24 protein-coding genes are annotated in these 22,695 nt (G+C 60.1%); 20 read left to right on the forward strand and 4 right to left on the reverse strand.

The genetic code is table 11. The features are described from left to right. Positions 1-20: 20 nt before the first annotated feature. On the reverse strand, positions 21-953 hold the full coding sequence (locus H7K56_RS11430; protein WP_150361571.1) for a formate/nitrite transporter family protein: 933 nt from the start codon (positions 951-953) through the stop codon (positions 21-23). Positions 954-1,196: 243 nt separating this feature from the next. Here H7K56_RS11430 and ccmA point away from each other — a divergent pair, with 243 nt between their 5' ends. Genes ccmA through mlaA form a run of 10 tightly spaced genes read left to right on the forward strand, consistent with a single transcriptional unit; the run spans position 1,197 to position 8,956 of the window. Further along, positions 1,197-1,811, forward strand: a complete 615-nt coding sequence (gene ccmA, locus H7K56_RS11435) for a cytochrome c biogenesis heme-transporting ATPase CcmA (protein WP_150361569.1) — start codon at positions 1,197-1,199, stop codon at positions 1,809-1,811. Then, a complete protein-coding gene (gene ccmB, locus H7K56_RS11440) occupies positions 1,811-2,470 on the forward strand; it encodes a heme exporter protein CcmB (protein ID WP_058758454.1) in 660 nt (219 codons plus the stop codon). Before ccmA ends, ccmB begins: the two co-directional genes overlap by 1 nt. A gap of 58 nt (positions 2,471-2,528) precedes the next feature. Continuing rightward, complete coding sequence (locus H7K56_RS11445) at positions 2,529-3,269, forward strand: heme ABC transporter permease (protein ID WP_058769875.1); 741 nt, start codon at positions 2,529-2,531, stop codon at positions 3,267-3,269. Further along, positions 3,266-3,499, forward strand: a complete 234-nt coding sequence (gene ccmD, locus H7K56_RS11450; RefSeq protein ID WP_031280028.1) for a heme exporter protein CcmD — start codon at positions 3,266-3,268, stop codon at positions 3,497-3,499. Before H7K56_RS11445 ends, ccmD begins: the two co-directional genes overlap by 4 nt. Further along, positions 3,496-3,981 carry a cytochrome c maturation protein CcmE gene (gene ccmE, locus H7K56_RS11455; RefSeq protein WP_021509145.1) on the forward strand — a complete coding sequence of 162 codons (486 nt, stop codon included), beginning with the start codon at positions 3,496-3,498 and terminating at the stop codon, positions 3,979-3,981. Before ccmD ends, ccmE begins: the two co-directional genes overlap by 4 nt. After that, positions 3,978-5,936: a heme lyase CcmF/NrfE family subunit gene (locus tag H7K56_RS11460; protein WP_058769877.1), complete on the forward strand. Its 1,959-nt coding sequence runs from the start codon at positions 3,978-3,980 to the stop codon at positions 5,934-5,936. Before ccmE ends, H7K56_RS11460 begins: the two co-directional genes overlap by 4 nt. Then, complete coding sequence (locus H7K56_RS11465) at positions 5,933-6,490, forward strand: DsbE family thiol:disulfide interchange protein (protein ID WP_010617464.1); 558 nt, start codon at positions 5,933-5,935, stop codon at positions 6,488-6,490. Before H7K56_RS11460 ends, H7K56_RS11465 begins: the two co-directional genes overlap by 4 nt. Beyond that, complete coding sequence (locus H7K56_RS11470; RefSeq protein ID WP_021509148.1) at positions 6,487-6,942, forward strand: cytochrome c-type biogenesis protein; 456 nt, start codon at positions 6,487-6,489, stop codon at positions 6,940-6,942. Before H7K56_RS11465 ends, H7K56_RS11470 begins: the two co-directional genes overlap by 4 nt. Next, on the forward strand, positions 6,942-8,153 hold the full coding sequence (gene ccmI / locus H7K56_RS11475) for a c-type cytochrome biogenesis protein CcmI (protein WP_058769878.1): 1,212 nt from the start codon (positions 6,942-6,944) through the stop codon (positions 8,151-8,153). Before H7K56_RS11470 ends, ccmI begins: the two co-directional genes overlap by 1 nt. A 35-nt stretch (positions 8,154-8,188) precedes the next feature. After that, positions 8,189-8,956: a phospholipid-binding lipoprotein MlaA gene (gene mlaA, locus H7K56_RS11480; RefSeq protein WP_021509150.1), complete on the forward strand. Its 768-nt coding sequence runs from the start codon at positions 8,189-8,191 to the stop codon at positions 8,954-8,956. Positions 8,957-9,027: 71 nt separating this feature from the next. Here mlaA and fadL read toward each other — a convergent pair whose 3' ends face one another. Continuing rightward, positions 9,028-10,311 (reverse strand): long-chain fatty acid transporter FadL, encoded by a 1,284-nt coding sequence (gene fadL / locus H7K56_RS11485; RefSeq protein ID WP_021509151.1) that lies wholly within the window; start codon positions 10,309-10,311, stop codon positions 9,028-9,030. A 358-nt stretch (positions 10,312-10,669) separates the two neighbouring features. Here fadL and H7K56_RS11490 point away from each other — a divergent pair, with 358 nt between their 5' ends. The 4 genes from H7K56_RS11490 to sixA all read left to right on the forward strand — a co-directional run bounded on the left by H7K56_RS11490 (position 10,670) and on the right by sixA (position 15,252). After that, positions 10,670-10,966: a YfcZ/YiiS family protein gene (locus tag H7K56_RS11490; RefSeq protein ID WP_021509152.1), complete on the forward strand. Its 297-nt coding sequence runs from the start codon at positions 10,670-10,672 to the stop codon at positions 10,964-10,966. A gap of 168 nt (positions 10,967-11,134) precedes the next feature. After that, positions 11,135-12,445 (forward strand): acetyl-CoA C-acyltransferase FadI, encoded by a 1,311-nt coding sequence (fadI, locus tag H7K56_RS11495; protein WP_150361567.1) that lies wholly within the window; start codon positions 11,135-11,137, stop codon positions 12,443-12,445. Continuing rightward, a complete protein-coding gene (fadJ, locus tag H7K56_RS11500) occupies positions 12,445-14,574 on the forward strand; it encodes a fatty acid oxidation complex subunit alpha FadJ (protein ID WP_150361566.1) in 2,130 nt (709 codons plus the stop codon). Before fadI ends, fadJ begins: the two co-directional genes overlap by 1 nt. Positions 14,575-14,769: 195 nt before the next feature. Beyond that, complete coding sequence (sixA, locus tag H7K56_RS11505; RefSeq protein ID WP_021509155.1) at positions 14,770-15,252, forward strand: phosphohistidine phosphatase SixA; 483 nt, start codon at positions 14,770-14,772, stop codon at positions 15,250-15,252. 289 nt (positions 15,253-15,541) lie between these two features. Here the strand turns inward: sixA and smrB are convergent, their stop codons facing one another. Beyond that, positions 15,542-16,090: an endonuclease SmrB gene (smrB, locus tag H7K56_RS11510; RefSeq protein ID WP_021509156.1), complete on the reverse strand. Its 549-nt coding sequence runs from the start codon at positions 16,088-16,090 to the stop codon at positions 15,542-15,544. A gap of 153 nt (positions 16,091-16,243) precedes the next feature. On the opposite strand from smrB, the gene prmB reads away from it, so the two are divergent. The 6 genes from prmB to H7K56_RS11540 all read left to right on the forward strand — a co-directional run bounded on the left by prmB (position 16,244) and on the right by H7K56_RS11540 (position 20,875). Continuing rightward, complete coding sequence (prmB, locus tag H7K56_RS11515; RefSeq protein ID WP_104093054.1) at positions 16,244-17,176, forward strand: 50S ribosomal protein L3 N(5)-glutamine methyltransferase; 933 nt, start codon at positions 16,244-16,246, stop codon at positions 17,174-17,176. A gap of 46 nt (positions 17,177-17,222) precedes the next feature. Then, a complete protein-coding gene (gene aroC, locus H7K56_RS11520) occupies positions 17,223-18,308 on the forward strand; it encodes a chorismate synthase (RefSeq protein ID WP_058758410.1) in 1,086 nt (361 codons plus the stop codon). A 5-nt stretch (positions 18,309-18,313) separates the two neighbouring features. After that, entirely contained in the window at positions 18,314-19,141 is an 828-nt protein-coding gene (gene mepA, locus H7K56_RS11525) for a penicillin-insensitive murein endopeptidase (protein WP_168715081.1), read from the forward strand. A 9-nt stretch (positions 19,142-19,150) separates the two neighbouring features. After that, positions 19,151-19,948 (forward strand): sulfite exporter TauE/SafE family protein, encoded by a 798-nt coding sequence (locus tag H7K56_RS11530; protein WP_058758411.1) that lies wholly within the window; start codon positions 19,151-19,153, stop codon positions 19,946-19,948. A gap of 66 nt (positions 19,949-20,014) precedes the next feature. Beyond that, positions 20,015-20,560 carry an elongation factor P hydroxylase gene (locus H7K56_RS11535; protein WP_021509161.1) on the forward strand — a complete coding sequence of 182 codons (546 nt, stop codon included), beginning with the start codon at positions 20,015-20,017 and terminating at the stop codon, positions 20,558-20,560. A gap of 33 nt (positions 20,561-20,593) precedes the next feature. Further along, positions 20,594-20,875 carry a YfcL family protein gene (locus tag H7K56_RS11540; protein WP_010617478.1) on the forward strand — a complete coding sequence of 94 codons (282 nt, stop codon included), beginning with the start codon at positions 20,594-20,596 and terminating at the stop codon, positions 20,873-20,875. Positions 20,876-20,904: 29 nt separating this feature from the next. Here the strand turns inward: H7K56_RS11540 and mnmC are convergent. Beyond that, a partial coding sequence (gene mnmC, locus H7K56_RS11545) for a bifunctional tRNA (5-methylaminomethyl-2-thiouridine)(34)-methyltransferase MnmC2/FAD-dependent 5-carboxymethylaminomethyl-2-thiouridine(34) oxidoreductase MnmC1 (protein WP_259395397.1) occupies positions 20,905-22,695 on the reverse strand: 1,791 nt, incomplete at its 5' end.

Below are 22,695 nucleotides of genomic sequence, written 5' to 3' on the forward strand. Positions count from 1 at the left end.
CAGCAATCAGGCGGTGGCGATCACGCTTTTTCCTGATCTTTCTGCTTTTCCTGCTTCTCTTTACGCTTCTGATCGGCTCGCGCTTTGGCTTTGGCCGCTTCGCTCATGTCGTTACGGATCTGCGCGTGACTGATCAGGGCAAAAATCAGCGTACCGCCGGTGATGTTGCCCAGCAGGGTGGGCAGTGCAAACGGCCACAAAAACTCCTGCCACGGCAGCGTGCCGGCAAACACCAGATACAGCACTTCAACCGATCCGACCACAATGTGGGCCAGATCGCCCAGCGCCACCAGCCAGGTCATCATTACAATCACCACAATTTTGGCGCCACCAGCGTAAGGAAACATCCATACCATGGTGGCGATGATCCAGCCTGAAATCACTGCGTTGGCAAACATTTCGCCCGGCGTATGCTCCATCACCTTTTCGCTGATGGCGGTGAAGGCCTGGCGCGTAGCGTCATCGAAAATCGGCATATGATTAAACGCCAGCGCGCCTAGCGCGGTACCAATTAAATTGCCGATCAGCACCACGCTCCACAGCCGCAGTAGCAGCATAAAATTGCCGCCGGTGGGTTTATGCATCACCGGCAGTACGGCGGTGACGGTGTTCTCGGTAAACAGCTGCTGGCGAGCCATAATCACGATGACAAAACCAAAGGTGTAGCCGAGATTCTCCAGCAGATAAGCGCCGGGCACGCCAGCGAGGTGCACCTGGAAAATGCCTTTCGCCATCAGCGAGGCACCCATCGATAAGCCGGCGGCAATCGCTGACCACAGCAGCGCCATACCGTCGCGCTCCAGCTCCTTTTCACCGTCCTGCCGAATCTCTTCATGTATCGCCGCAGCCCGCGAGGGCAGGGCATCTTCGTCCACTTCGATATCCGTTCCCTGTTCTTTTTCTTCACTGTCCACGTCATTGTCATGCGTGTTATTTGATGGCGATGGCTTCATTTTTTCTCCCGGTGATAATGCCAGTGCGTAATAAGCGTAGACGCTTTTAGCAAGGGCGAAATGTTACAAAGATTCAAATTAAGAGTAACAAGAGATTAGCAAAGGTGGTTTTTTGAGCGCTTTCTTGATCTGATGCGCATGAATACCCCATTTGGGGGAAGGGGGAGCTTGCGCACAGACTTCGGCCCCTGGTTTGAGTGTGGTATTATTCACGCCTCATTTATTGCTATGAATCTCCCTTCTATGCTCGAAGTGATTAATCTCGCCTGCGCTCGCGATGAGCGAACCCTGTTCCACGGACTGAGTTTTCAGGTGCAGGCGGGCGATGTGGTGCAAATCGAAGGGCCTAACGGCGCAGGCAAAACTTCACTGTTGCGACTGCTGGCCGGGTTAAGCCGGCCAGAGCAGGGCGAAGTACGCTGGCAACAGCAGTCGATTCGCCGGCAGCGCGAAATATGGCAGCAAAACCTGTTGTATCTCGGCCATCATCCGGGCGTGAAATCGGTGCTGTCGCCGCGGGAGAATCTGCATTTCTGGCACGGCGATCGCAGCGAAGACACGCTGTATGACGCGCTGGAGCAGGTCAATCTGCTGGGCTATGAAGAGGTGCCGGTGGCTCAGCTTTCTGCCGGGCAGCAGCGGCGCGTGGCGCTGGCGCGACTGTGGCTCAGCCCGGCTCCGGTGTGGATTCTGGATGAGCCGCTGACCGCCATCGATAAACACGGCGTGGAAAAATTAATGGCGCGCTTCGCCGATCATGCCGATAACGGTGGCGTGGTGATTCTGACGACCCATCAGGACCTGCCGGACAGCCAGGCGCGCGTGCGCAAAATTCGTCTTACATCGGAGTGGGCGTGATGCTTGGCCGGGTTATTCAGCGTGAGTTAAAGATTGCCTTTCGCAGCGGCGCGGAAGTGGTTAATCCGCTGTGGTTTTTTCTGATTGTGATTACGCTGTTCCCGTTAGGCATTGGCCCTGAGCCGCAGCAGCTGGCGCGCATCGCGCCTGGTGTCGCCTGGGTAGCCGCGCTGCTGGCATCGCTGCTGGCGCTGGAGCGGCTGTTTCGCGACGACTTTCTCGATGGATCGCTAGAGCAGTTGCTGTTGCTGCCGACGCCGCTGCCAATCACCGTGCTGGGCAAAGTGATTGCGCACTGGCTGATTACCGGGCTGCCGCTGATTTTACTCTCACCGCTGGCGGCGTTGCTGCTGTCGCTGGATTTTGCTGGCTGGCGGGCAATGGCGCTGACGCTGCTGATCGGCACGCCAACCCTGAGTTTTCTCGGTGCGATTGGCACCGGCCTGACCGTCGGGCTGCGGCGCGGCGGCGTATTGCTAAGTTTACTGGTGTTGCCGCTGTCGATACCGGTACTGATTTTTGCCAGCGCGGCGATTGATGCGGCCGGTCAGGGGTTACCGATCGGCGGTTATCTGGCGATCCTCGGCGCCATGCTGGCGGTCAGCGCCACGCTGTCGCCGTTTGCGACCGCTGCCGCGCTGCGCATCAGTCTGCATTAAGGCGGGCCTCCGGCAGAGAGGTCGCCATCCGAATTCTTGTTTAGTGTGAGCAATGTCAATGTGGAAATGGTTACACCAGTGGGCAAAGCCTGAGCGGCTTTACCAGCTATGCGGTCGCTTGATTCCCTGGTTCGCAATCCTGGGTGTCGGCGCGTTGCTGCTCGGCTGGATTTGGGGATTCGGCTTTGCGCCGGCGGATTATCAGCAGGGCAACAGCTTCCGCATCATGTACATTCACGTGCCGGCGGCGATGTGGTCGATGGGCGTCTATGCCTCGATGGCCATCGCCGCCTTCATCGGCCTGGTGTGGCAGATGAAAATGGCCGATCTGGCGGCTGCCGCGATGGCGCCGATTGGTGCGGTGTTTACCTTTATCGCACTGGTGACCGGCTCGGCGTGGGGCAAGCCGATGTGGGGCACCTGGTGGATTTGGGACGCGCGTCTGACTTCTGAACTGGTGCTGCTGTTCCTCTATATGGGCGTGATTGCGCTCTATCACTCTTTCGACGATCGCCGCACCGCCGGACGCGCGGCCGGCATCCTGATTCTGGTCGGTGTGGTTAACCTGCCGATTATTCACTTCTCCGTGCAGTGGTGGAACACGCTGCATCAGGGCTCGTCCGGCATTCTGCAACAGGCGATCGATCCCAGCATGCGCACGCCGCTGCGCTGGTCGATTCTCGGCTATCTGCTGGTGTTTGGTGCGCTCACCCTGATGCGTCTGCGCAACCTGATTCTGTTTACCGAGCGTCACCGCCCGTGGGCGATTGACGTGGCGCAGGGAGGACGCAAAGCATGACCCCTGCCTTCTCATCGTGGAGCGAGTTTTTCGCCATGGGCGGCTATGCCTTTTACGTCTGGCTGGCCGTGTGTTTTACGCTGATTCCACTGATCGGTCTGGTGCTGCACACCGTGTTGTTCCGTCGCCGCCTGCTGGCAGAGATTCGCCAGCGTCAGTCCCGCGAGCGCCGCATCCGCGCGGCAAAAGCCAAACAAGCTGCCAGTGAAGCAGCAGGAGAGTCCGTGTGAATATCCGTCGTCGTAACCGCCTGTATGTGGTGGTGGCGGTGCTGGTGGGCTTAGGCCTTGCCACGTCGCTGGTGATGTACGCGCTGCGTTCCAACATCGACCTGTTCTACACCCCGAGTGAAATTCTCTACGGCAAAGGTGAGGATCACCAGAAGCCGGAGGCCGGACAGCGCCTGCGCGTCGGCGGCATGGTGATGCCCGGTAGCGTCAAACGCGATCCGAAAACGCTGGCGGTGTCGTTCAAACTGTATGATGCCAACGGCGTGGTCAGCGTCAGCTACGAAGGTATTCTGCCGGATCTGTTCCGCGAAGGGCAGGGCGTGGTGGCGCAGGGCGTGCTGGAGGACGGCAATCTGGTCAACGCCAAAGAGGTGCTGGCGAAGCACGATGAGAAGTACACGCCGCCGGAAATTCAGGACGCAATGAAGAAGAATCATAACGGACCGGCAGCGGCCTATCAGCAGGCGGGTACGCAATCATGATGCCGGAAATTGGCAGCTTTCTGCTGTGTCTGGCGCTGGGCTTAGCGCTGTTATTAAGTATTTATCCGCTGTGGGGCGCAGCGCGTCAGGATGGCCGGCTGATGGCGCTGGCGCGTCCGCTCACCTGGGGCATGTTCCTGTGCATCGCTGCCGCGTTCCTCGTGCTGGTGCACGCGTTTGTGGTCAACGATTTTACCGTCGGCTACGTTGCCACCAACTCCAATTCGCTGCTGCCGGTGTATTACCGCATCGCCGCCACCTGGGGCGCGCATGAAGGATCGCTGCTGCTATGGGTACTGCTGCTCAGCACCTGGACATTAGCGGTGGCGATTTTCAGCCGCGGCATGCCGCAGGATGCGCTGGCGCGCGTGCTGGCGGTGATGGGGATGATCAACCTCGGTTTCCTGTTGTTCATCATCCTCACCTCGAATCCGTTTACCCGCACGCTGCCGAACTTCCCGATTGATGGGCGCGACCTCAACCCGATGCTGCAGGATATCGGGCTGATCTTCCATCCGCCGCTGCTCTACATGGGCTATGTTGGCTTCTCGGTGGCGTTTGCCTTTGCCATTGCGTCGCTGATGGCGGGCCGGCTGGATACCGCCTGGGCGCGCTGGTCACGTCCGTGGACCACTGCGGCATGGGTATTTCTGACTATTGGTATCGTGCTCGGTTCCGCGTGGGCGTATTACGAACTCGGCTGGGGCGGCTGGTGGTTCTGGGATCCGGTCGAAAACGCGTCCTTTATGCCGTGGCTGGCCGGCACTGCGCTGATGCACTCACTGGCGGTGACAGAAAAACGCGGCAGCTTCAAGTCATGGACGGTGCTGCTGGCGATTACCGCGTTCTCATTAAGCCTGCTGGGCACCTTCCTGGTGCGTTCTGGCGTGCTGGTGTCGGTGCACTCGTTCGCCTCCGATCCGGCGCGCGGAATGTTTATCCTCGCCTTCCTGGTGATTGTCATCGGCAGTTCGCTGCTGCTGTACGCCCTGAAAGGGGGCCAGGTGCGCAGCCGCGTGCAGAGCGAAGCTTGGTCGCGCGAATCCTTCCTGCTCGGCAACAACGTGCTGCTGATTGCCGCAATGCTGGTGGTGCTGCTCGGTACGCTGCTGCCGCTGGTGCATAAACAGCTCGGGCTGGGCAGCATTTCGGTTGGCGAGCCGTTCTTCAATACCATGTTCACCTGGCTGATGGCGCCGTTCGCGCTGATGCTCGGCATCGGGCCGCTGGTGCGCTGGCGCCGCGATGAGCCGCAAAAGCTGTGGAAGCGGCTCGGCGTGGGTCTGCTGGTGACGCTGATCCTGTCGATCGTGCTGCCATGGCTGTTGCAGGATCGCATCGAAGCGATGACGGTGATTGGCCTGCTGATGGCCATCTGGGTGATCCTGCTGACGCTGATGGAACTGCACGAACGCGCTACCCATCGGCACCGTTTTCTGGCGGGATTGCGCCATCTGTCGCGCAGCCACTGGGGCATGGTGCTGGGCCATCTTGGTGTGGCGGTGACGGTGGTGGGCATTGCCTTCAGCACCCAATACAGCGTTGAGCGTGACGTGCGCATGAAGGCCGGCGACAGCGTGGATATCCACAACTATCACTTTATTTTCCGCGACGTGCACAATCTGCAGGGCCCTAACTATAGCGGTGGCGTGGCGATTATCGATGTCACACGCAACGGTAAGCCAGAAGCGGTGCTGCATGCAGAGAAGCGCTTCTATACCGCAGCGCGCACCATGATGACGGAAGCGGCGATCAGCGGCGGCTTCACGCGCGATCTCTACGCGGCGCTGGGCGAAGAGCTGGATGACGGTTCCTGGGCGGTGCGTATTTATTACAAACCCTTTGTGCGCTGGATCTGGTTCGGCGGCGTGTTTATGGCGGTGGGCGGCCTGCTGTGCCTGCTCGATCCGCGCTATCGCTCGCGCAAAAAAGCGCAGCGCGAGGAACTGGCATGAATAAAAAGATCCTGTTTATTCCTTTAGTCCTGTTTCTGCTGCTGGCGGCAGCGCTGCTGTGGCAGCTGACGCGCAACGCCAGCGGTGACGATCCTACGCGACTCGAATCGGCGCTGATCGGTAAACCGGTGCCGGTGTTTAAACTCGAAGCGCTGGATCAGCCGGGTAAAATCTATAACCAGCAGGTGCTGACCGATGGCAAACCGCTGCTGCTGAACGTCTGGGCCACCTGGTGCCCGACCTGCCGCGCCGAGCATCAATATCTCAACACGCTGGCGGAGCAGGGCATTCGCGTGGTTGGCCTCAACTACAAAGACGACCGCAGCAAAGCCGTCACCTGGCTTAACACGCTCGGCAATCCGTATGCGCTGAGCCTGTATGACGGCGACGGCATGCTCGGTCTGGATCTCGGCGTCTACGGCGCGCCGGAGACTTTCCTGATTGATGGCCACGGCATTATCCGTTACCGCCACGCCGGCGACATGAACGACCGGGTATGGAATGAAGAGGTGAAGCCGCTGTGGCAGAAATACAGCAAGGAGGCGGGCGTATGAAACAGCTGCTTATGCTGCTCGCGGGTCTGCTGCTGAGCACCAGCCTGTGGGCCGCGATCGATACTTATCAGTTCGATTCGGTCCAGCAGGAGGAGCAGTATCGTGAGCTCACCGCATCGCTGCGCTGTCCGAAGTGCCAGAACAACAGTATTGCCGACTCCAACGCGATGATCGCCGCCGACATGCGGCTGAAAGTGTATGAGCTGATGAAGCAGGGCCAGAGCCGCCAGCAAATCATTGATTATATGGTGGCGCGTTACGGCAACTTCGTCACTTATGAACCGCCGGTGACGCCGTCGACGCTGATTCTGTGGGTTGGGCCGGCGCTGTTTGTGGTGCTTGGCGGGCTGATTATTATTCTGCGCAGCCGACGCGGCAACGCGCGCAGCGAGCTGGATGACGATGAACAACAGCGCCTTGCGGCGATTCTAAAGCGTGACGGGAAGCCGTAATGACTGGATTCTGGATTACCCTGATTATTTTACTGGCGGCGGCGACGGCGCTGTTTGTCGGTGCCGGCTGGCGGCAGCGTCAGGCCAGCAGCGGCGATCGCGATCGTCTCAATACCGATTTTTATCAGCAGCGTCTGCGCGAGCTGGAGCATGATGAAGCCGAGGGCGTGGTCAGTGAACGTCCGGAGATGGTGCGCGAACTGCAGCAAACGCTGTTGACTGACGTGCCCGGCGACGCGGCGGCACGCGCGCATCACAGCAGCCGCTGGGTGCTGCTGCCGGGCGTGATCGTCCTGGTGCTGGTGTCGGTGGGCGTCTATCTGAAAACCGGTGGTCTCGCCCAGCTGGCGGGCTGGCAGAGCGTGCAGCAGGAGTACCCGGCGCTGCGCGCGCGGGTGATGGATCCCAATGCGCAGCCGCTGACCATGGAAGAGCTGGCGCGTCTGCAGCTCGGCCTGCGCACCTCGCTGCAAAACGATCCGCAAAACCTCAATGACTGGGCGATGCTGGGTCGCCTCGGCATGGTGCTGAACAACGCCACCGATGCCAGCCAGGCCTTTGAGCACGCTTTGCAGCTGGCGCCGGACAACCTTGAACTTCAGCAGGATTATGCCGAAGTGCTGACGCGCTCCAGCGATCCGCAGGATAACCGCCAGGCCAATATGCTGCTGAAAGACCTGCTGAAGCGCGACCACAGCAACGTGCGCACCCTCAGTCTGCTGGCGTTCAATGCCTTTGAGCAGCAGCAGTATGGCGAAGCGATTGGCGCGTGGCAGGTGATGCTGAAGCTGCTGCCGGCCGGCGATCGACGCATTACCATGATCGAGCGCAGCATTGAACAAGCGAAAACCGACGCGGGACAGCAAAATAGCCAGCTGGCATTGACGGTGAGCTTAACGCCAGAGGCAGAAAAAATGTTACCGCCGGGCGGAGTGTTGTATATTTCTGTGTCTGACGGTGTTTCACCGGTGCCTGTGGCTGTAAAGCGTTTACCGCTCAGCCACTTCCCGCTATCGCTTACGCTGGATGACAGCAACGCCATGATGCCGGATCGCCTGCTTTCGGCGCAGCATCAGGTGCAGGTCAGGGTGCGCATTTCGCGCGATGGTAGTGCTAATCCGCAGTCCGGCGACTGGTTTGGTTTAAGCGCGGTCACCCCCTGGGATGGTCACCAGCCGATGGCTGTTGAGGTCAATCAGCAGCAGCCCTGAAGCGATACACCTTTTATCTGCACAGGGAGAGAAGAATGAATAATCGCCTGACCGGCCTGGCGCTGGCCAGTTTACTGCTGGTGGGATGTGCCAGTTCCAAACCGGCCGACGAGACGACGCCTGCGCAGCGCAGCGATCCGCTCGAAGGGTTCAACCGCACGATGTTTAACTTCAACTACAACGTGCTGGATCCCTATGTGGTGCGTCCGGTGGCGGTTGCCTGGCGTGATTACGTGCCGGTGCCGGCCCGTACCGGGCTGAGCAACTTCCTCGGTAACCTTGATGAACCGGCCAGCATGGTAAACTCGATTCTGGTCGGCGAGCCGCGTCAGGCGGGCATTCACTTTACCCGTTTCTTCCTGAATACCGTGCTCGGCCTTGGCGGTTTCATCGACGTCGCCGGCAAAGCCAATCCCCAGCTGGCGCGTGAAGTGCCGCACCACTTTGGCAGCACGCTGGGCCGTTATGGTGTTGGCTACGGTCCGTACGTGGTGCTGCCAGGTTACGGCAGCTTTACTGTGCGTCAGGATGGTGGCGACTACGTCGATACGCTTTATCCGGTGCTGAGCTGGCTTACCTGGCCGATGTCGATCGGTAAATGGACGCTGGAAGGGGTGGAAACACGCGCGCAGCTGCTTGATTCCGACGGCCTGCTCAGACAGCAGCAGGATCCGTACGCCTTTATCCGCAACGCCTATTTCCAGCGTAACGATTTCCTCGCCAGCGGCGGCAAGCTGAAGCCGGAGGAGAATCCGAACGCCAGCGCGATTCAGGACGATTTAAAAGATATCGACTCTCAATAAATGACAACGGCGACCAACAGGTCGCCGTTTTGTTTTCAGCTGGCGACCCGCATGGGCCGCTGCACTGATTATCAGAACTTGTAGTTAAAGTTAGCGCCGTACAGCCAGGCCTTACCTTCGGAATTAAAGGTATAAGGACCTTCTTTCACCGTCACGTGCTGACCGTGCATATAGGAAACACCGACATCAACCGACGCGTCCGGCGTGAAGGCGTAAGATGCACCGGCGCTCAGCCACAGGCGATCCTGATCCGGAATCGAGATGGAACGTTTATCCGCCGGCACCGGGCTGTCATCAAACGCGATACCGGTACGGAACGTCCAGTTATCGTCGTAGTTGTAAGTGGTACCTAACGCGATGCGATATGCATCACGGTAGCCTTCATCTTTATAGAACAGCGTCTGGCCGTTGCTGCCGGTGGCTTTCAGCTCCTGGAACTGGCTCCAGCTGGTATAAGCGAGGCTGTAGTGCACCGCCCACTGTGGCGCCACTTTATGCCAGCCGGACACTTCCCACATTTCCGGCAGGTTCAGCGTCAGCGAACCCGGAATGGTGGCGCCGCTGGTGCCATACGGCAGACCCAGCGCAATCGCCTGCGGCGTGCCGTTAAAGGCGCGCGGGATATTGCTCTTATAGTCGCCGTCGAAGTCGATCTTCACTTTGGAACGATAGGTGAAGCCGAAGCGGTTATTTTTATCCACTTCATACAGGATACCGGCGTTCCAGCCGTAGCCCCATTCGTCACCTTTCAGATGCGCGACCTGGGTATCGGCCGGCAGACCGGCGCGGGCACCGGCTTCACCGGCGTAGCGCTCAATTTTCGCTTTGGCGTACACCGCGTCAAAGCCAACGCCGAAGCTGAAGTTATCATTTAACCGATAAGCGGTGCTGAGGTTGAAGTTGCCGGTCATCAGATCGGTTTTGCCACCAAAGCCGCCCGCGGTGTAACCGTTATTAAATTCGGTGGCCAGACCGTAGTTCGAGGTGGCCGAGGCGCCAATCCACCACTGATCGTTAATCGGATGCACATAATGGATGTTCGGGATCCACTGGTTTGGCGCAATATTGCTGGCGTTGAGGCTGTTGCCGGTCGGGCTGTTACCGCTGATATCCACTTCCGGGTCGATATAGACGGCACCGATGGAGAAAGAAGGGCGGTCCATCAGGGCCATGGTGGCTGGGTTACGGCTGGCAGAGGCGGCGGTATCACCCATGGCGCCTTCACCGGAATAGGCGCGGCCCAGGCCGATTGCTGAGAATTCGTTAAGTTGAAAGCCTGCGGCGTAGACGTGAGAAGAGACGAGCGCCACTGCAGCTGCCACAGCTGACTTTGCAAACAGGTTCTTATGGTTCATGACCACAACCTCATCTAAATTATTATTAAACGTAGTTACGTCGCGTAACAAAGGACGGCGGATTGTAGGGACTGACGATACAGACACATATCAGACCAGTGCGACGAGTATAGGTCCGACCTGTGTATTTGTTGCAATATTGTTTTTAAAATATTTCTGCTTTGATCGATAAAATCAGATCTGCTTAACAAAATCCTTGCGGTTCTGCTCCAGCATAGCGAGTCAAATTTGTTTTGGATCAAATTTTAGTGTGATATTCGTCACTTAGCGGGCGGAAGATAGCCGCGACGTGGCATCCGGCGTACACTTTGCAGCAGAAAATGATCCGATAGTGTTGATTTATCGTCAGGAGAAAAACATGACTGATGCCATTAGAAACTGTAGTGCGAACGAAACGGCAGCCTGCTGCTGCGTTGACGTGGGCACCGTGATGGACAATACCGATTGCAGTGCCAGCTGGTCAGGCGTGTTCGCTGACCGTCAGGCGGCAGAAGCAATGCTGGCCGAGCTGAGCGCCAAAGCGCGCCAGGTCGAGTCCGATCCGTGCGAGATTCACTCGCGCTTTACCGACGAAGCAGACGGCGTGCGCCTGGACGTCGATTTCACCTTTGCCTGCCAGGCCGAAACCCTGATTTTCCAGCTCGGCTTACGCTAATCCCGCCGCTGCCGACCCGCTTTTTCGGCAGCGTTGCCTCTTTTTCGTGTTACTCCTCGCACTTTTTTTCTTCTGTTATTGGCGACTTAGCAACACCTGGTTAACACTGATGATCAGGTCAGACCTGTTGGGCAATGATGCTCAGGTCGTAAATTACAGGTGAGTGCAATGAGCAAAGCGCAGCCGCTGCTGACGCGTCAGGGCGAACGTATCGCCATTACCCACGGATTACGCACCCCGTTTGCCCGCCAGGCAAGCGACTTTCATGGCATTCCGGCGCTGGAGCTGGGGCGCATGGTGGTCAGCGAATTAATGGCGCGCAGCGAATTGCCGGTGGAGGTGATCGATCAGCTGGTGTTCGGCCAGGTGGTGCAGATGCCGGAAGCCCCCAACATCGCGCGTGAAATCGTGCTGAGCAGCGGACTGAGCGTGCACACCGATGCCTACAGCGTGAGCCGCGCCTGCGCCACCAGCTTTCAGGCAGTGGCCAACGTGGCGGAAAGCCTGATGGCCGGGACCATTGATGCGGGTATTGCCGGTGGCGCTGACTCCTCCTCGGTGCTGCCGATTGGCGTCAGCAAAACGCTGGCGCGCGCGCTGGTTGATCTCAACAAAGCCCGCACCCTGAGCAAAAAATTACACATCTTACGCCGCCTGCGCCCACGCGATTTGTTGCCGGTGCCGCCGGCAGTGGCGGAATACTCCACCGGTTTACGCATGGGCGACACCGCCGAGCAGATGGCCAAAACGCACGGTATTACGCGTGAGCAGCAGGACGCGCTGGCGCTGCGCTCGCACCAGCGTGCCGCGCAGGCCTGGCAATCCGGCGTGCTGGCACAGGAAGTGATGCCGGCGTTTGTGCCGCCGTGGAAAGCACCGATTGAGCAGGACAACAACATTCGCTTTAACGCCAGTGCGGCGGATTATGCAAAGCTGCGTCCGGCGTTTGACCGTCGCCACGGCTCGGTCACCGCGGCCAACAGCACGCCGCTGACCGATGGCGCGGCGGCGCTGATTCTGATGCGCGAAGGGCGCGCGCGTGAGCTGGGCATTACACCGCTCGGTTACCTGCGCAGCTATGCGTTTGCCGCGATTGATGTCTGGCAGGACATGTTGCTCGGACCGGCTTACGCATCACCGCTGGCACTGGATCGCGCCGGCATTAACCTCGGCGATCTGACGCTGATCGACATGCATGAAGCCTTTGCCGCGCAGACGCTGGCCAACCTCAGGCTGTTTAATGATGAACGCTTTGCGCGCGAGGTGCTGAAGCGCGATCGCGCGCTGGGCGAAGTCGACGAGACGCGTTTCAACGTGCTGGGCGGTTCCATCGCCTACGGTCATCCGTTCGCCGCCACCGGCGCGCGCATGATCACGCAAACGCTGCATGAGCTGCGGCGGCGCGGCGGCGGCTTAGGGCTGGTGACCGCCTGTGCCGCTGGCGGATTAGGCAGCGCGATGGTTCTGGAGGCCGAATAATGAGCGAATCTGCATTCCATTTACAGATGCGTCCGGATCACGTTGCGGTGATCACCATTGATGTTCCGGGCGAAAAGATGAACACCCTGAAAGCGGAGTTTGTGCCGCAAATCCGCGCGGTGCTGGCGGAGGCGCGCAGCGATGCGCAGCTGGTGGGCATCGTGCTGATTTCGGGCAAACGCGACAACTTTGTCGCCGGTGCGGACATCAGCATGATCGCCAGTTGTCAAACGGCGCAGCAGGCTGAAGCGCTGGCGCGGCAGGGACAGGAAGTGATGGCGGAGATCGCCGCGCTGCCGTTCCCGGTGGTCGCCGCCATTCATGGAGCCTGTCTTGGCGGCGGGCTGGAGCTGGCGCTGGCCTGCGATGGGCGCATCTGCTCGCTGGATGAGAAAACCCGTCTTGGCCTGCCGGAGGTGCAGCTCGGCCTGTTGCCCGGTTCCGGCGGCACCCAGCGGTTGCCGCGTCTGATTGGTGTGCAGCAGGCGCTGCCGCTGATCCTCAGCGGCAAACAGCTGCGCGCTAAGCAGGCGCTAAAGCTTGGCCTGGTGGATGATGCGGTGCCGCAGGCGATACTGCTGGCAACCGCCGTGGCACGTGTCCATAAAGGAAAGCACGCCGCACGCAGCCTGTCGCGCCGCGATCGCCTGCTGCAGGGGCCGCTGGCGCGTCCGCTGCTGTTTACGCTGGCCAAACGCCAGACCGACGGTAAAACCCACGGTAACTATCCGGCCACCGACCGCATTTTGCAGGTGGTGCGCATCGGGCTGGAGCAGGGCAGCGCCGCCGGTCACGCCGCGGAAGCGCGCGCGTTTGGCGAGCTGGCGATGACCGCGCAGTCGGCCGCACTACGCAGCCTGTTTTTTGCGTCCACCGCCCTGAAGAAAGAGCCGATGGCGGATGCGCCGCCGCGCCCGCTGCAGCAGATTGGCGTGCTGGGCGGCGGGCTGATGGGCGGCGGGATTGCCAGCGTCACCGCGCTGAAAGCCGGTCTGCCGGTGCGAATCCGCGATATCAACCTTAACGGCGTTAACCACGCGCTGCAGTACAGCTGGGATTTGCTGAGCAAAAAGGTGAAACGGCGCCAGCTCAAGCCGGCGGAACGCCAGCAGCAGATGGCGCGCATCAGCGGCGGCACCGATTATCAGGGCTTCCGCCAGCGCGATCTGGTGATCGAAGCGGTGTTTGAGGATCTGGCGCTCAAGCAGCAAATGGTGGCCGAGATTGAAGAACACTGTCAGCCGCACACTATCTTTGCGTCTAACACCTCCTCGCTGCCGATTGCGCAGATCGCCGCCGGCGCGCAGCGCCCGGAGAATGTTATCGGCCTGCACTTCTTCAGTCCGGTAGACAAGATGCCGCTGGTCGAGGTGATTCCGCATAGCGGCACTTCAGCACAGACGCTGGCCACCACGGTGGATCTGGCGCGTCGTCAGGGCAAAACCGCCGTGGTGGTCGCTGACCGTCCCGGCTTTTATGTTAACCGCATTCTCGCGCCCTATATAAATGAAGCCATGCGCTGTCTGCTGGAGGGCGAGCCCATTGAACACATTGATAGCGCACTGGTGAAATTTGGTTTCCCGGTCGGCCCGCTGCAGCTGCTGGATGAAGTCGGTATTGATGTCGGCAGCAAAATCAGCCCGATTCTTGAACAGGCCTACGGTTCACGCTTCAGCGCGCCGCAGGCGGTGAGCGCTATCCTGGCCGACGATCGCAAAGGGCGCAAAAACCGGAAAGGTTTTTATGATTATCAGCGCACGCGCTGGCCGCGCAAACGTCAGGCCGATGCCAGTCTGTACCGCCTGCTGCAGTTAAAACCCCAGGCGAAACAGAGCGAGCAGCAGATCGCTACGCGCTGTGTGATGCTGATGCTTAACGAGGCGGTACGTTGTCTCGACGAAGCGGTGATCCGCAGTGCCCGCGACGGCGACATCGCGGCAGTGTTTGGCATCGGGTTTCCGCCGTTTCTCGGCGGGCCGTTCCGCTATATTGACCAGCGTGGTGCGGGCGAGATCGTCAATACATTACGTACATTAATGCAGCAATACGGCGAACGTTTTACGCCCTGTGACGCGTTAGTGGCAATGTCAGAAGGGAAAACGAATTTTTACACTTCTGCACATTCATGAATAGCCGCACGGATTCAGCGGGTTAGAATCGGGGCCGCGCAGTGCCTGGCGCGGCACCATTCTGAGATATGCTTATTTAATAAACAACCGGTTGACTATACTCAAGCCATTGGGGTAAAACACAGCGTTCATTCGCAGAATGAAGCGTCTGGTGCTGTGGTACCCGGCGATATCGACAAACAACAGCGGTGCTTTATGCAAGTTTTTATCATGCGTCACGGCGACGCAGCTCTGGAAGCAGCGAGTGATGCGGTTCGTCCTCTCACCCTGTGTGGCTGCGACGAATCACGTCAGATGGCGAGCTGGCTGAATGGTCAGACGCCGGGAATCGATAAGGTGCTGGTCAGCCCTTATCTGCGCGCCGGGCAAACGCTCGCCACGGTACGTGAAGCGCTGAAACTGCCGGAAGGGCAGGAAGTGCTGCCAGAACTGACGCCAGGCGGCGATCCGGGCATGGTCGCCTGTCATTTACAGGCGCTGGCGGTGCAGGGTGCGCACGCGGTGCTGGTGATTTCGCATCTGCCGCTGGTCGGCTATCTGGTTTCCGAACTCTGCCCGCAGGAAGCACCACCGATGTTCGCCACCTCCGCCATTGCCTGCGTGGAGTTTGATGCCGACGCCTGCGAAGGCAAGCTGGCGTGGCAGGTGAGTCCGGCCAAATTAGCCAAAGCCATGTAATTCCCCGTCATACTTCAGGCCGCAGCTGCGTTAGCTGCGTCAATTCACCCCAGTCACTTACTGATGTAAGCTCCTGGGGATTCATTTCCTTGCCGCCTTGCTGCAACCTGAATTATTTTGGGGAATGATGTGCGCTCAAACCGCAACTGCGTTGGCTGAGTCATTTCATCCCAGGCACTTCTTCGCATAAGCTCCCGGGGATTCATTCCCTTGCCGCCTTGCTGCAACCTGAATTATTTTGGGGAATAATAGAGATCACTTTATTTCCCACTCGCTGTCCCTTTGCCGGTCAGGGTAATTCCGGCGGCTGCCACTCTTCGACTTCAATCAACACCAGCAGCGCGGCGTCGCCGCCAAACAGTTTGGGTGCCTGGTGAAACGCCATCACGTGCGGATGCTGTGCCAGCCACAGCGGGGTTTGCTGCTTGAGAATGTGCTTGCCGTGGCCGGTCATCACGCTGGCACAAAAAATATGCTCGCGGCGGCAGGCGGCAATCAGCGCGCCGAGTTCCTGTTTGGCCTGAAGCTGGGTTAACCCGTGCAGATCGAGAAAAATCTCTGGCGTGTAATCGCCACGCCGTAATTTTTTCAGCTCGTAATGGCTGACGTCGGCGCGTACATAGCGCGTCGGCCCGTCGCTGGAGAGCAGGGGCTGAAACTCATCGGAGAAATAATGGCTGTTATCGGCCTGCTCAGACAGCAGCCGCTTCAGCGGCACTTCACGGCTTTTCACTGCCGGTTTGTGCACGATCGTATCCTGTTTCAGCTGGCGCGTACCGCTCATTAGCTGGCGGAACAGCGCCTGGTCGTCCTGGCTTAGCGGCGTCTTTTTACTCATGTCTCAGTGAATCATCAGAAATGGCGGGTGTCTGGCCGTTACCTTACCGCTAAGCGTCAACAAATGTCAGCTTTTTCACCTCGCTGCGCTGAATTCTGCCCGGCTTCATGGCACACTATCGGCCGATTGATTTTATGGCCTGCGGAGGGCTACGTGGACAAGATTTTCGTCGATGAGGCAGTGAACGAACTGCACACCATTCAGGATATGCTGCGCTGGGCAGTAAGCCGCTTTTCGGCGGCGGGCATCTGGTACGGCCACGGCACGGACAATCCATGGGACGAAGCGGTCCAACTGGTGCTGCCGACGCTGTGGCTGCCGCTGGATATTCCGGAAGACATGCGCCACGCGCGTCTGACCGCCAGCGAACGTCACCGCATCGTGGAACGCGTCATCCGTCGCGTTAACGAGCGCATTCCGGTGGCCTATCTCACCAACAAAGCCTGGTTCTGCGGCCATGAATTCTACGTCGATGAGCGCGTGCTGGTGCCGCGTTCACCGATTGGCGAGCTGATCGAAAACCGCTTTGCCGGCCTGATCAACGAAGCGCCACGCCACATTCTCGATATGTGCACCGGCAGCGGCTGTATCGCCATCGCCTGTGCGTACGCCTTCCCGGAAGCGGAAGTGGATGCCGTCGATATCTCCACCGACGCGCTGGCCGTGGCTGAACAGAATATTGAAGAGCACGGCCTGCTGCATCACGTCACGCCGATTCGCGCCGATCTGTTCCGCAATCTGCCGCAGGTTAAATATGACCTGATCGTCACCAACCCGCCGTACGTCGATGCCGAAGACATGGACGACCTGCCGAACGAATATCGCCACGAGCCGGAGCTCGGTCTGGCCGCGGGCAGCGACGGCCTGAAGCTGGTGCGCCGCATCCTGGCCTGCGCGCCGGACTACCTCAGCGAGCAGGGCGTGCTGATTTGCGAAGTCGGTAACAGCATGGTGCACATGATGGAGCAGTATCCGGACGTGCCTTTTACCTGGCTGGAGTTTGATAACGGCGGTGACGGCGTGTTCATGCTGACGCGCGATCAAATCGTCGCAGCGCAGTCGCACTTCTCATTCTATAAAGACTAAAAATCGGGGCGAGCGCTCGCCCGCAACATCGCAACAAGGAACCCCCATGGCCGGAAACAGCATCGGACAACTTTTTCGCGTTACCACCTTTGGCGAGTCGCACGGTATTGCGCTTGGCTGCATTGTTGATGGTGTGCCGCCCGGCATCCCGCTGACCGAAGCCGATATTCAGCACGATCTTGACCGCCGTCGTCCCGGCACTTCGCGCTATACCACCCAGCGTCGCGAACCGGATCAGGTGAAGATATTGTCCGGCGTGTTTGAAGGTGTCACCACCGGCACTTCCATCGGTCTGCTGATTGAAAACACCGACCAGCGTTCGCAGGATTACAGCGCGATTAAAGATCTGTTCCGTCCCGGCCATGCGGATTACACCTACGAACAGAAATATGGCCTGCGCGACTATCGCGGCGGCGGCCGCTCCTCGGCCCGCGAAACCGCCATGCGCGTAGCGGCCGGTGCCATTGCTAAAAAGTATCTGCAGATGAAGCACGGTATCGTGGTGCGCGGCTATCTGGCGCAGATTGGCGACATCGCCTGCGAGCTGAAAGACTGGAGTATCGTGGAAGATAACCCGTTTTTCTGCCCCGATGCCGACCAACTCGATGCGCTGGACGAACTGATGCGCGCGCTGAAAAAAGAGGGTGACTCCATCGGTGCCAAAGTCACGGTGATGGCCGAAAACGTGCCGCCGGGCCTCGGTGAGCCGGTGTTCGATCGCCTTGACGCCGATCTGGCGCACGCGCTAATGAGCATCAACGCGGTGAAAGGCGTGGAGATCGGTGATGGTTTCGCGGTAATCAACCAGCGCGGCAGTCAGCACCGTGATGAAATCCGCAGCAATGGTTTTCAAAGCAACCATGCCGGCGGCATTCTCGGCGGGATCAGCAGCGGCCAGACCATCAGCGCCAACCTGGCGATGAAGCCCACTTCCAGCATCACCGTGCCGGGCAACACCATCACCCGCGACGGCGCGGAAGTGGAGATGATCACCAAAGGCCGTCACGATCCCTGTGTCGGCATCCGCGCGGTACCGATCGCGGAAGCGATGATGGCGATTGTGCTGATGGATCACCTGCTGCGCCAGCGTGGGCAGAACGCTGACGTCAACAGCAGCGTCCCGCGCTGGTAAGCCGCATGATACGCCGCCTGCTTCTCTCCCTTGCCGCGCTGCTGTGCAGTGCGGTCAGCCTGGCTGCCACGCCGTGGCAGCAAATCCATCAACCGATTGCCGGCAGCCCGCAGTCCATCGGCAGCTTTGCCAACGGCTGTATCGTCGGGGCGCAGCAGCTGCCGCTCAACTCGCCTAATTATCAGGTGATGCGTCAGGATCAGCGTCGTTATTACGGCCATCCGGACCTGATCGCCTTTATCCAGCGCCTTAGCACCCAGGCGCATCAGCTGCAGCTGGGCCAGGTGCTGATTGGAGATATGGGCATGGCCGCCGGCGGACGTTTTAGCAGCGGCCACGCCAGCCATCAGACCGGTCTCGACGTGGATATCTGGCTGCAGCTGCCGCAGAGCCGCTGGACGGCACAGCAGCTGCTGAAGCCGCAGCCGCTCGATCTGGTTGGGCCGGACGACCGCCAGGTGATTGCGCGGCACTGGCAGCCGCAGATCGACAGCCTGATCAAGCTGGCGGCGAAAGATGACGACGTCACGCGCATCTTCGTCAATCCGGCGATTAAAAAGCAGCTTTGTGCCGATGCCGGTAGCGATCGTGCGTGGCTCCACAAAGTGCGACCGTGGTTCGCCCACCGGGCACACATGCACGTGCGCCTGCGCTGTCCGCCGGGCAGCCTGGAGTGTGAAGATCAGGCGCCACCGCCGCCGGGCGATGGCTGCGGCGCAGAGCTGGAGAGCTGGTTCCTGCCGAAGAAGCCGGGCACTACGCCGCCGGTGAAGAAGTCGCCGCCGCCGTTGCCGCCTTCCTGCCAGGCGTTACTTGATAAGCATCTACTGTAGGAACCTGAGATGGATCTGTTTGTTGTCAGCCCGGTGGTACTTGGCGTGCTGTTTCTGGTCGCGGTGCTGGCGGCCTTTATTGATTCCATCGCCGGCGGTGGCGGTCTGCTAACCGTGCCGTCGCTGCTGGCGGCCGGTCTTTCGCCGGCGCAGGCGCTGGCGACCAACAAGTTGCAATCGGTCGGTGGCTCCTTCTCGGCCAGCCTCTATTTTGTGCGGCGCGGCGCGGTGAAACTGCGCGAGCAGCGGCTGAATATCGCCATGACCTTTCTCGGCGCGATTGGCGGAACGCTGCTGATTCAGCATATTCAGGCTGAGATACTGCGCCAGATTCTGCCGCTGCTGCTGATCAGCATCGGGCTGTGGTTCCTGCTGATGCCACGTCTTGGCGAGGCCGATCGCGAGCAGCGCCTGCACGGCCTGGCGTTTGCGCTGGTGGGCGGCGGCTGCGTCGGCTTTTACGATGGCTTCTTCGGCCCGGGTGCCGGCTCGTTCTATGCGCTGGCCTTCGTCACGCTTTGCGGCTTCAATCTGGCCAAAGCCACCGCCCACGCCAAAATCCTAAATTTCACCTCCAACTTCGCCAGTCTGCTGTTCTTTATGTTCGGCGGCAAGGTGGTGTGGGGCACCGGCGTGATTATGCTGCTGGGGGCGTTTATTGGCGCACGCCTCGGCGCCAGGCTGGTGCTGAGCCGCGGTCAGAAGCTGATTCGCCCGATGGTGGTGACGGTGTCTGCCGTGATGAGCGCTAAGCTGTTGTGGGACAGCCACGGCAGTGTCATTCTCGCCTGGTTTGCCGCACTGTAATCCGCACTCGTCAAAACCGGCCGCCAGTGCGACAATGGCGGCGGTTTGTTTAAAGATTAAAATATTATGAGTAAAGAGCACCATTATCAGCAGCTGGTGGAGATTTTTGACGGCTGCTTTGCTGACGATTTTCAGACGCGTCTAATTAAAGGCGATGATGAACCTATTTATCTTCCAGCGGATGACACCTCACCGTGGCACCGCGTGGTGTTTGCCCATGGCTTTTACGCCAGCGCGCTGCACGAAATTTCGCACTGGTGCATTGCCGGTGAAGCGCGGCGTAAGCTGGTGGATTTTGGTTACTGGTACTGCCCGGACGGGCGCGATGCGCAAACGCAGGGCCAGTTTGAAGCGGTGGAGATTAAGCCGCAGGCGCTGGAGTGGCTGTTCTGTGTGGCAGCCGGCTTTCCCTTCAACGTCAGCTGTGACAATCTCGACGGCGATTGTGAACCGGATCGCATCGCGTTTCAGCGCAAGGTGCATGCGCAGGTGATGCATTATCTGCAGCACGGCATTCCGGCGCGTCCGGCGCGCTTTATTGATGCGTTAGCCAGCTATTATGGTACGCCTGCACTGACGGCGGCACAGTTTCCGTGGCCGGAAGATCTGTGAGCCGCACTCCGATAAATGAAGGATGATGAGAAGATGATCGTAGAATTCGAGTCCCGCATTCTGGCGCTGATTGACGATATGGTCGAACACGCCAGCGACGACGAACTGTTTGCCAGCGGTTATCTGCGTGGCCATCTGACGCTGGCAGTAGCGGAAATTGAGCAGAGCGGCGAACACACGCCGGAAGCGCTGCAGATTCAGGTCACCAACAGCCTGCAAAACGCCATCGCCGCCGGTGAGCTGTCGCCGCGCGACCAGGCGCTGGTGGTGGGCATGTGGGATAACCTGTTTACCCAGGCGCGCCTCACTGCCTGACTGGCCGGGGCGATCGCTCGCCCCGCGCTTTAGCGTCCTGCCTTTTTCCCTTTCAGCAATTTGCGCACCCAGTAACGGTTGGGATGCAGCGCCGCCAGCGTGCTGCTGTCCAGCGGCTGCGGCTCGCCGCTCATTTGCGCCGCCAGCACTTCTGCCGCCAGCGGTGCGCTGCACAGTCCGCGCGACCCCAGTGCGCCAAGCACGAACAGGCCGGGATGCACCGGCGCTTCCGCAATCTGCTCGCCGCGCGCGCGCTGCGCCGCTAGATCCGCATACTCACTGAGCGTCGCCGCGTAATCCGGCACGCTGCCGCTCATCGGCAGGTGATCGCGCGTGGCGCAGCGCACGCCGCTGCGCGCTTCACCAGCGCTGACGTCAACCTGCGTCGGCCAGCTGACCTGCGGCAGACAGTTAATCAGCCGCTGGCGATTCTCCTGCTGATCGTCGGCGCGGAAAGCGGTTACCGTCTCACCGCGATGGTAGCTGGCACCGATGCAGTGCGTGGCAAAGTTCGGGCTGACCGGGGTGAGATAGCCGTCGTAACACAGCACGGTGCGCAGCGGGTTCAGCGCCGCGTTGGTCGGCACATGGCTGACCTGACCGGCCACCGCATACACCGGCAAATCGCGGCTTTGCCCGATCGCCTGCAGCGCATGGCCGTTGGCCAGCACCACCTGCTGATGGCTTACCGCAGGCTGTTGGGCGAACTGCAGCGTCCAGCCTGCCTGCTGGCGGACCAGCTGCGTCACGCGATGCAGCCAGTGCATGCGCAGCCCCTGAGTCTGGGCATACTCCAGCAGATTGCTGGTGAGCTGTGACGGCGACAGCCAGCCGCCCTGTGGATAGAAAATGCCGCCGCAGTCGAGATCGACGCCGGCCAGCTGCTGAGCCTGCTGCGGGCTGACGCCGTGCGCCAGCTCGTGCGGCAGATCCATGCTCAGCATCTGCGCAATCTTCTCCGCGCTTTTGGCATCCCAGCCGAGCTGCAGCACGCCGCTCCACTGATGTTCGAACATCACCGGCAGCGCATCGTACAGGCGGCGGGCAAAGCTGAATGCCGCCGGGAAAAACGTGGCGAGCGCCGGATCGTGCTGGTTAAGCAGCGGATAAAGCGCGCCCTGACGGTTACCCGATGCGCCGAGCGCCGGGGCGGCATCGGCGCAGTACAGCGTAACCTGCCAGCCACGCCGCAGCAGCGCCAGCGCCAGCACCGCGCTGGCCACGCCGCCGCCAATCAGTGCCACCTCGCGGCTGGCGGCCTGCGGACGCGCATACCACGGCTGAGCCGATAGCTGCCCGGGGACGCTGTCCAGCACGCCGGTCAGCATTTCACGCTTGTGGCCGAAGCCTTTACGCTTCGCCACGCTGAACCCGGCCTGCTGTAAGCCCCGCCGCACAAAGCCCGCCGAGGTAAAGGTGGCGAAGGTGCCGCCGGTACGCGCCAGCCGCGCCATGGCGGCGAACAGCGAAGGCGTCCACATCTCCGGGTTTTTCGCCGGCGCGAAGCCATCTAAAAACCACGCGTCAACCTGGCCGTTGAGGCTGTCATCAAAAGTATCAATCAGCGCGTTAATATCACCCAGCCACAGATCCAGCGTCACCTCGCCGCCATTGAACAGCAGGCGCTGACAGCCGGGCAGGGCCAGCGGCCACTGCTGCTGTAGCTGTCCGGCCCACGGGGCCAGTTCCGGCCAGTGCGCGTGCGCGCTCACCAGATCGGCGTGGGTCAGCGGGTATTTTTCGCAGCTGATGAAGTGCAGGCGGCGCAAGCCGGCTTGCGGATGGGCGGCGCGGAAGCGATCGAACGCCTGCCACAGGGT

The sequence above is a fragment of the Pantoea dispersa genome (assembly GCF_014155765.1).
GTDB lineage: Bacteria > Pseudomonadota > Gammaproteobacteria > Enterobacterales > Enterobacteriaceae > Pantoea > Pantoea dispersa.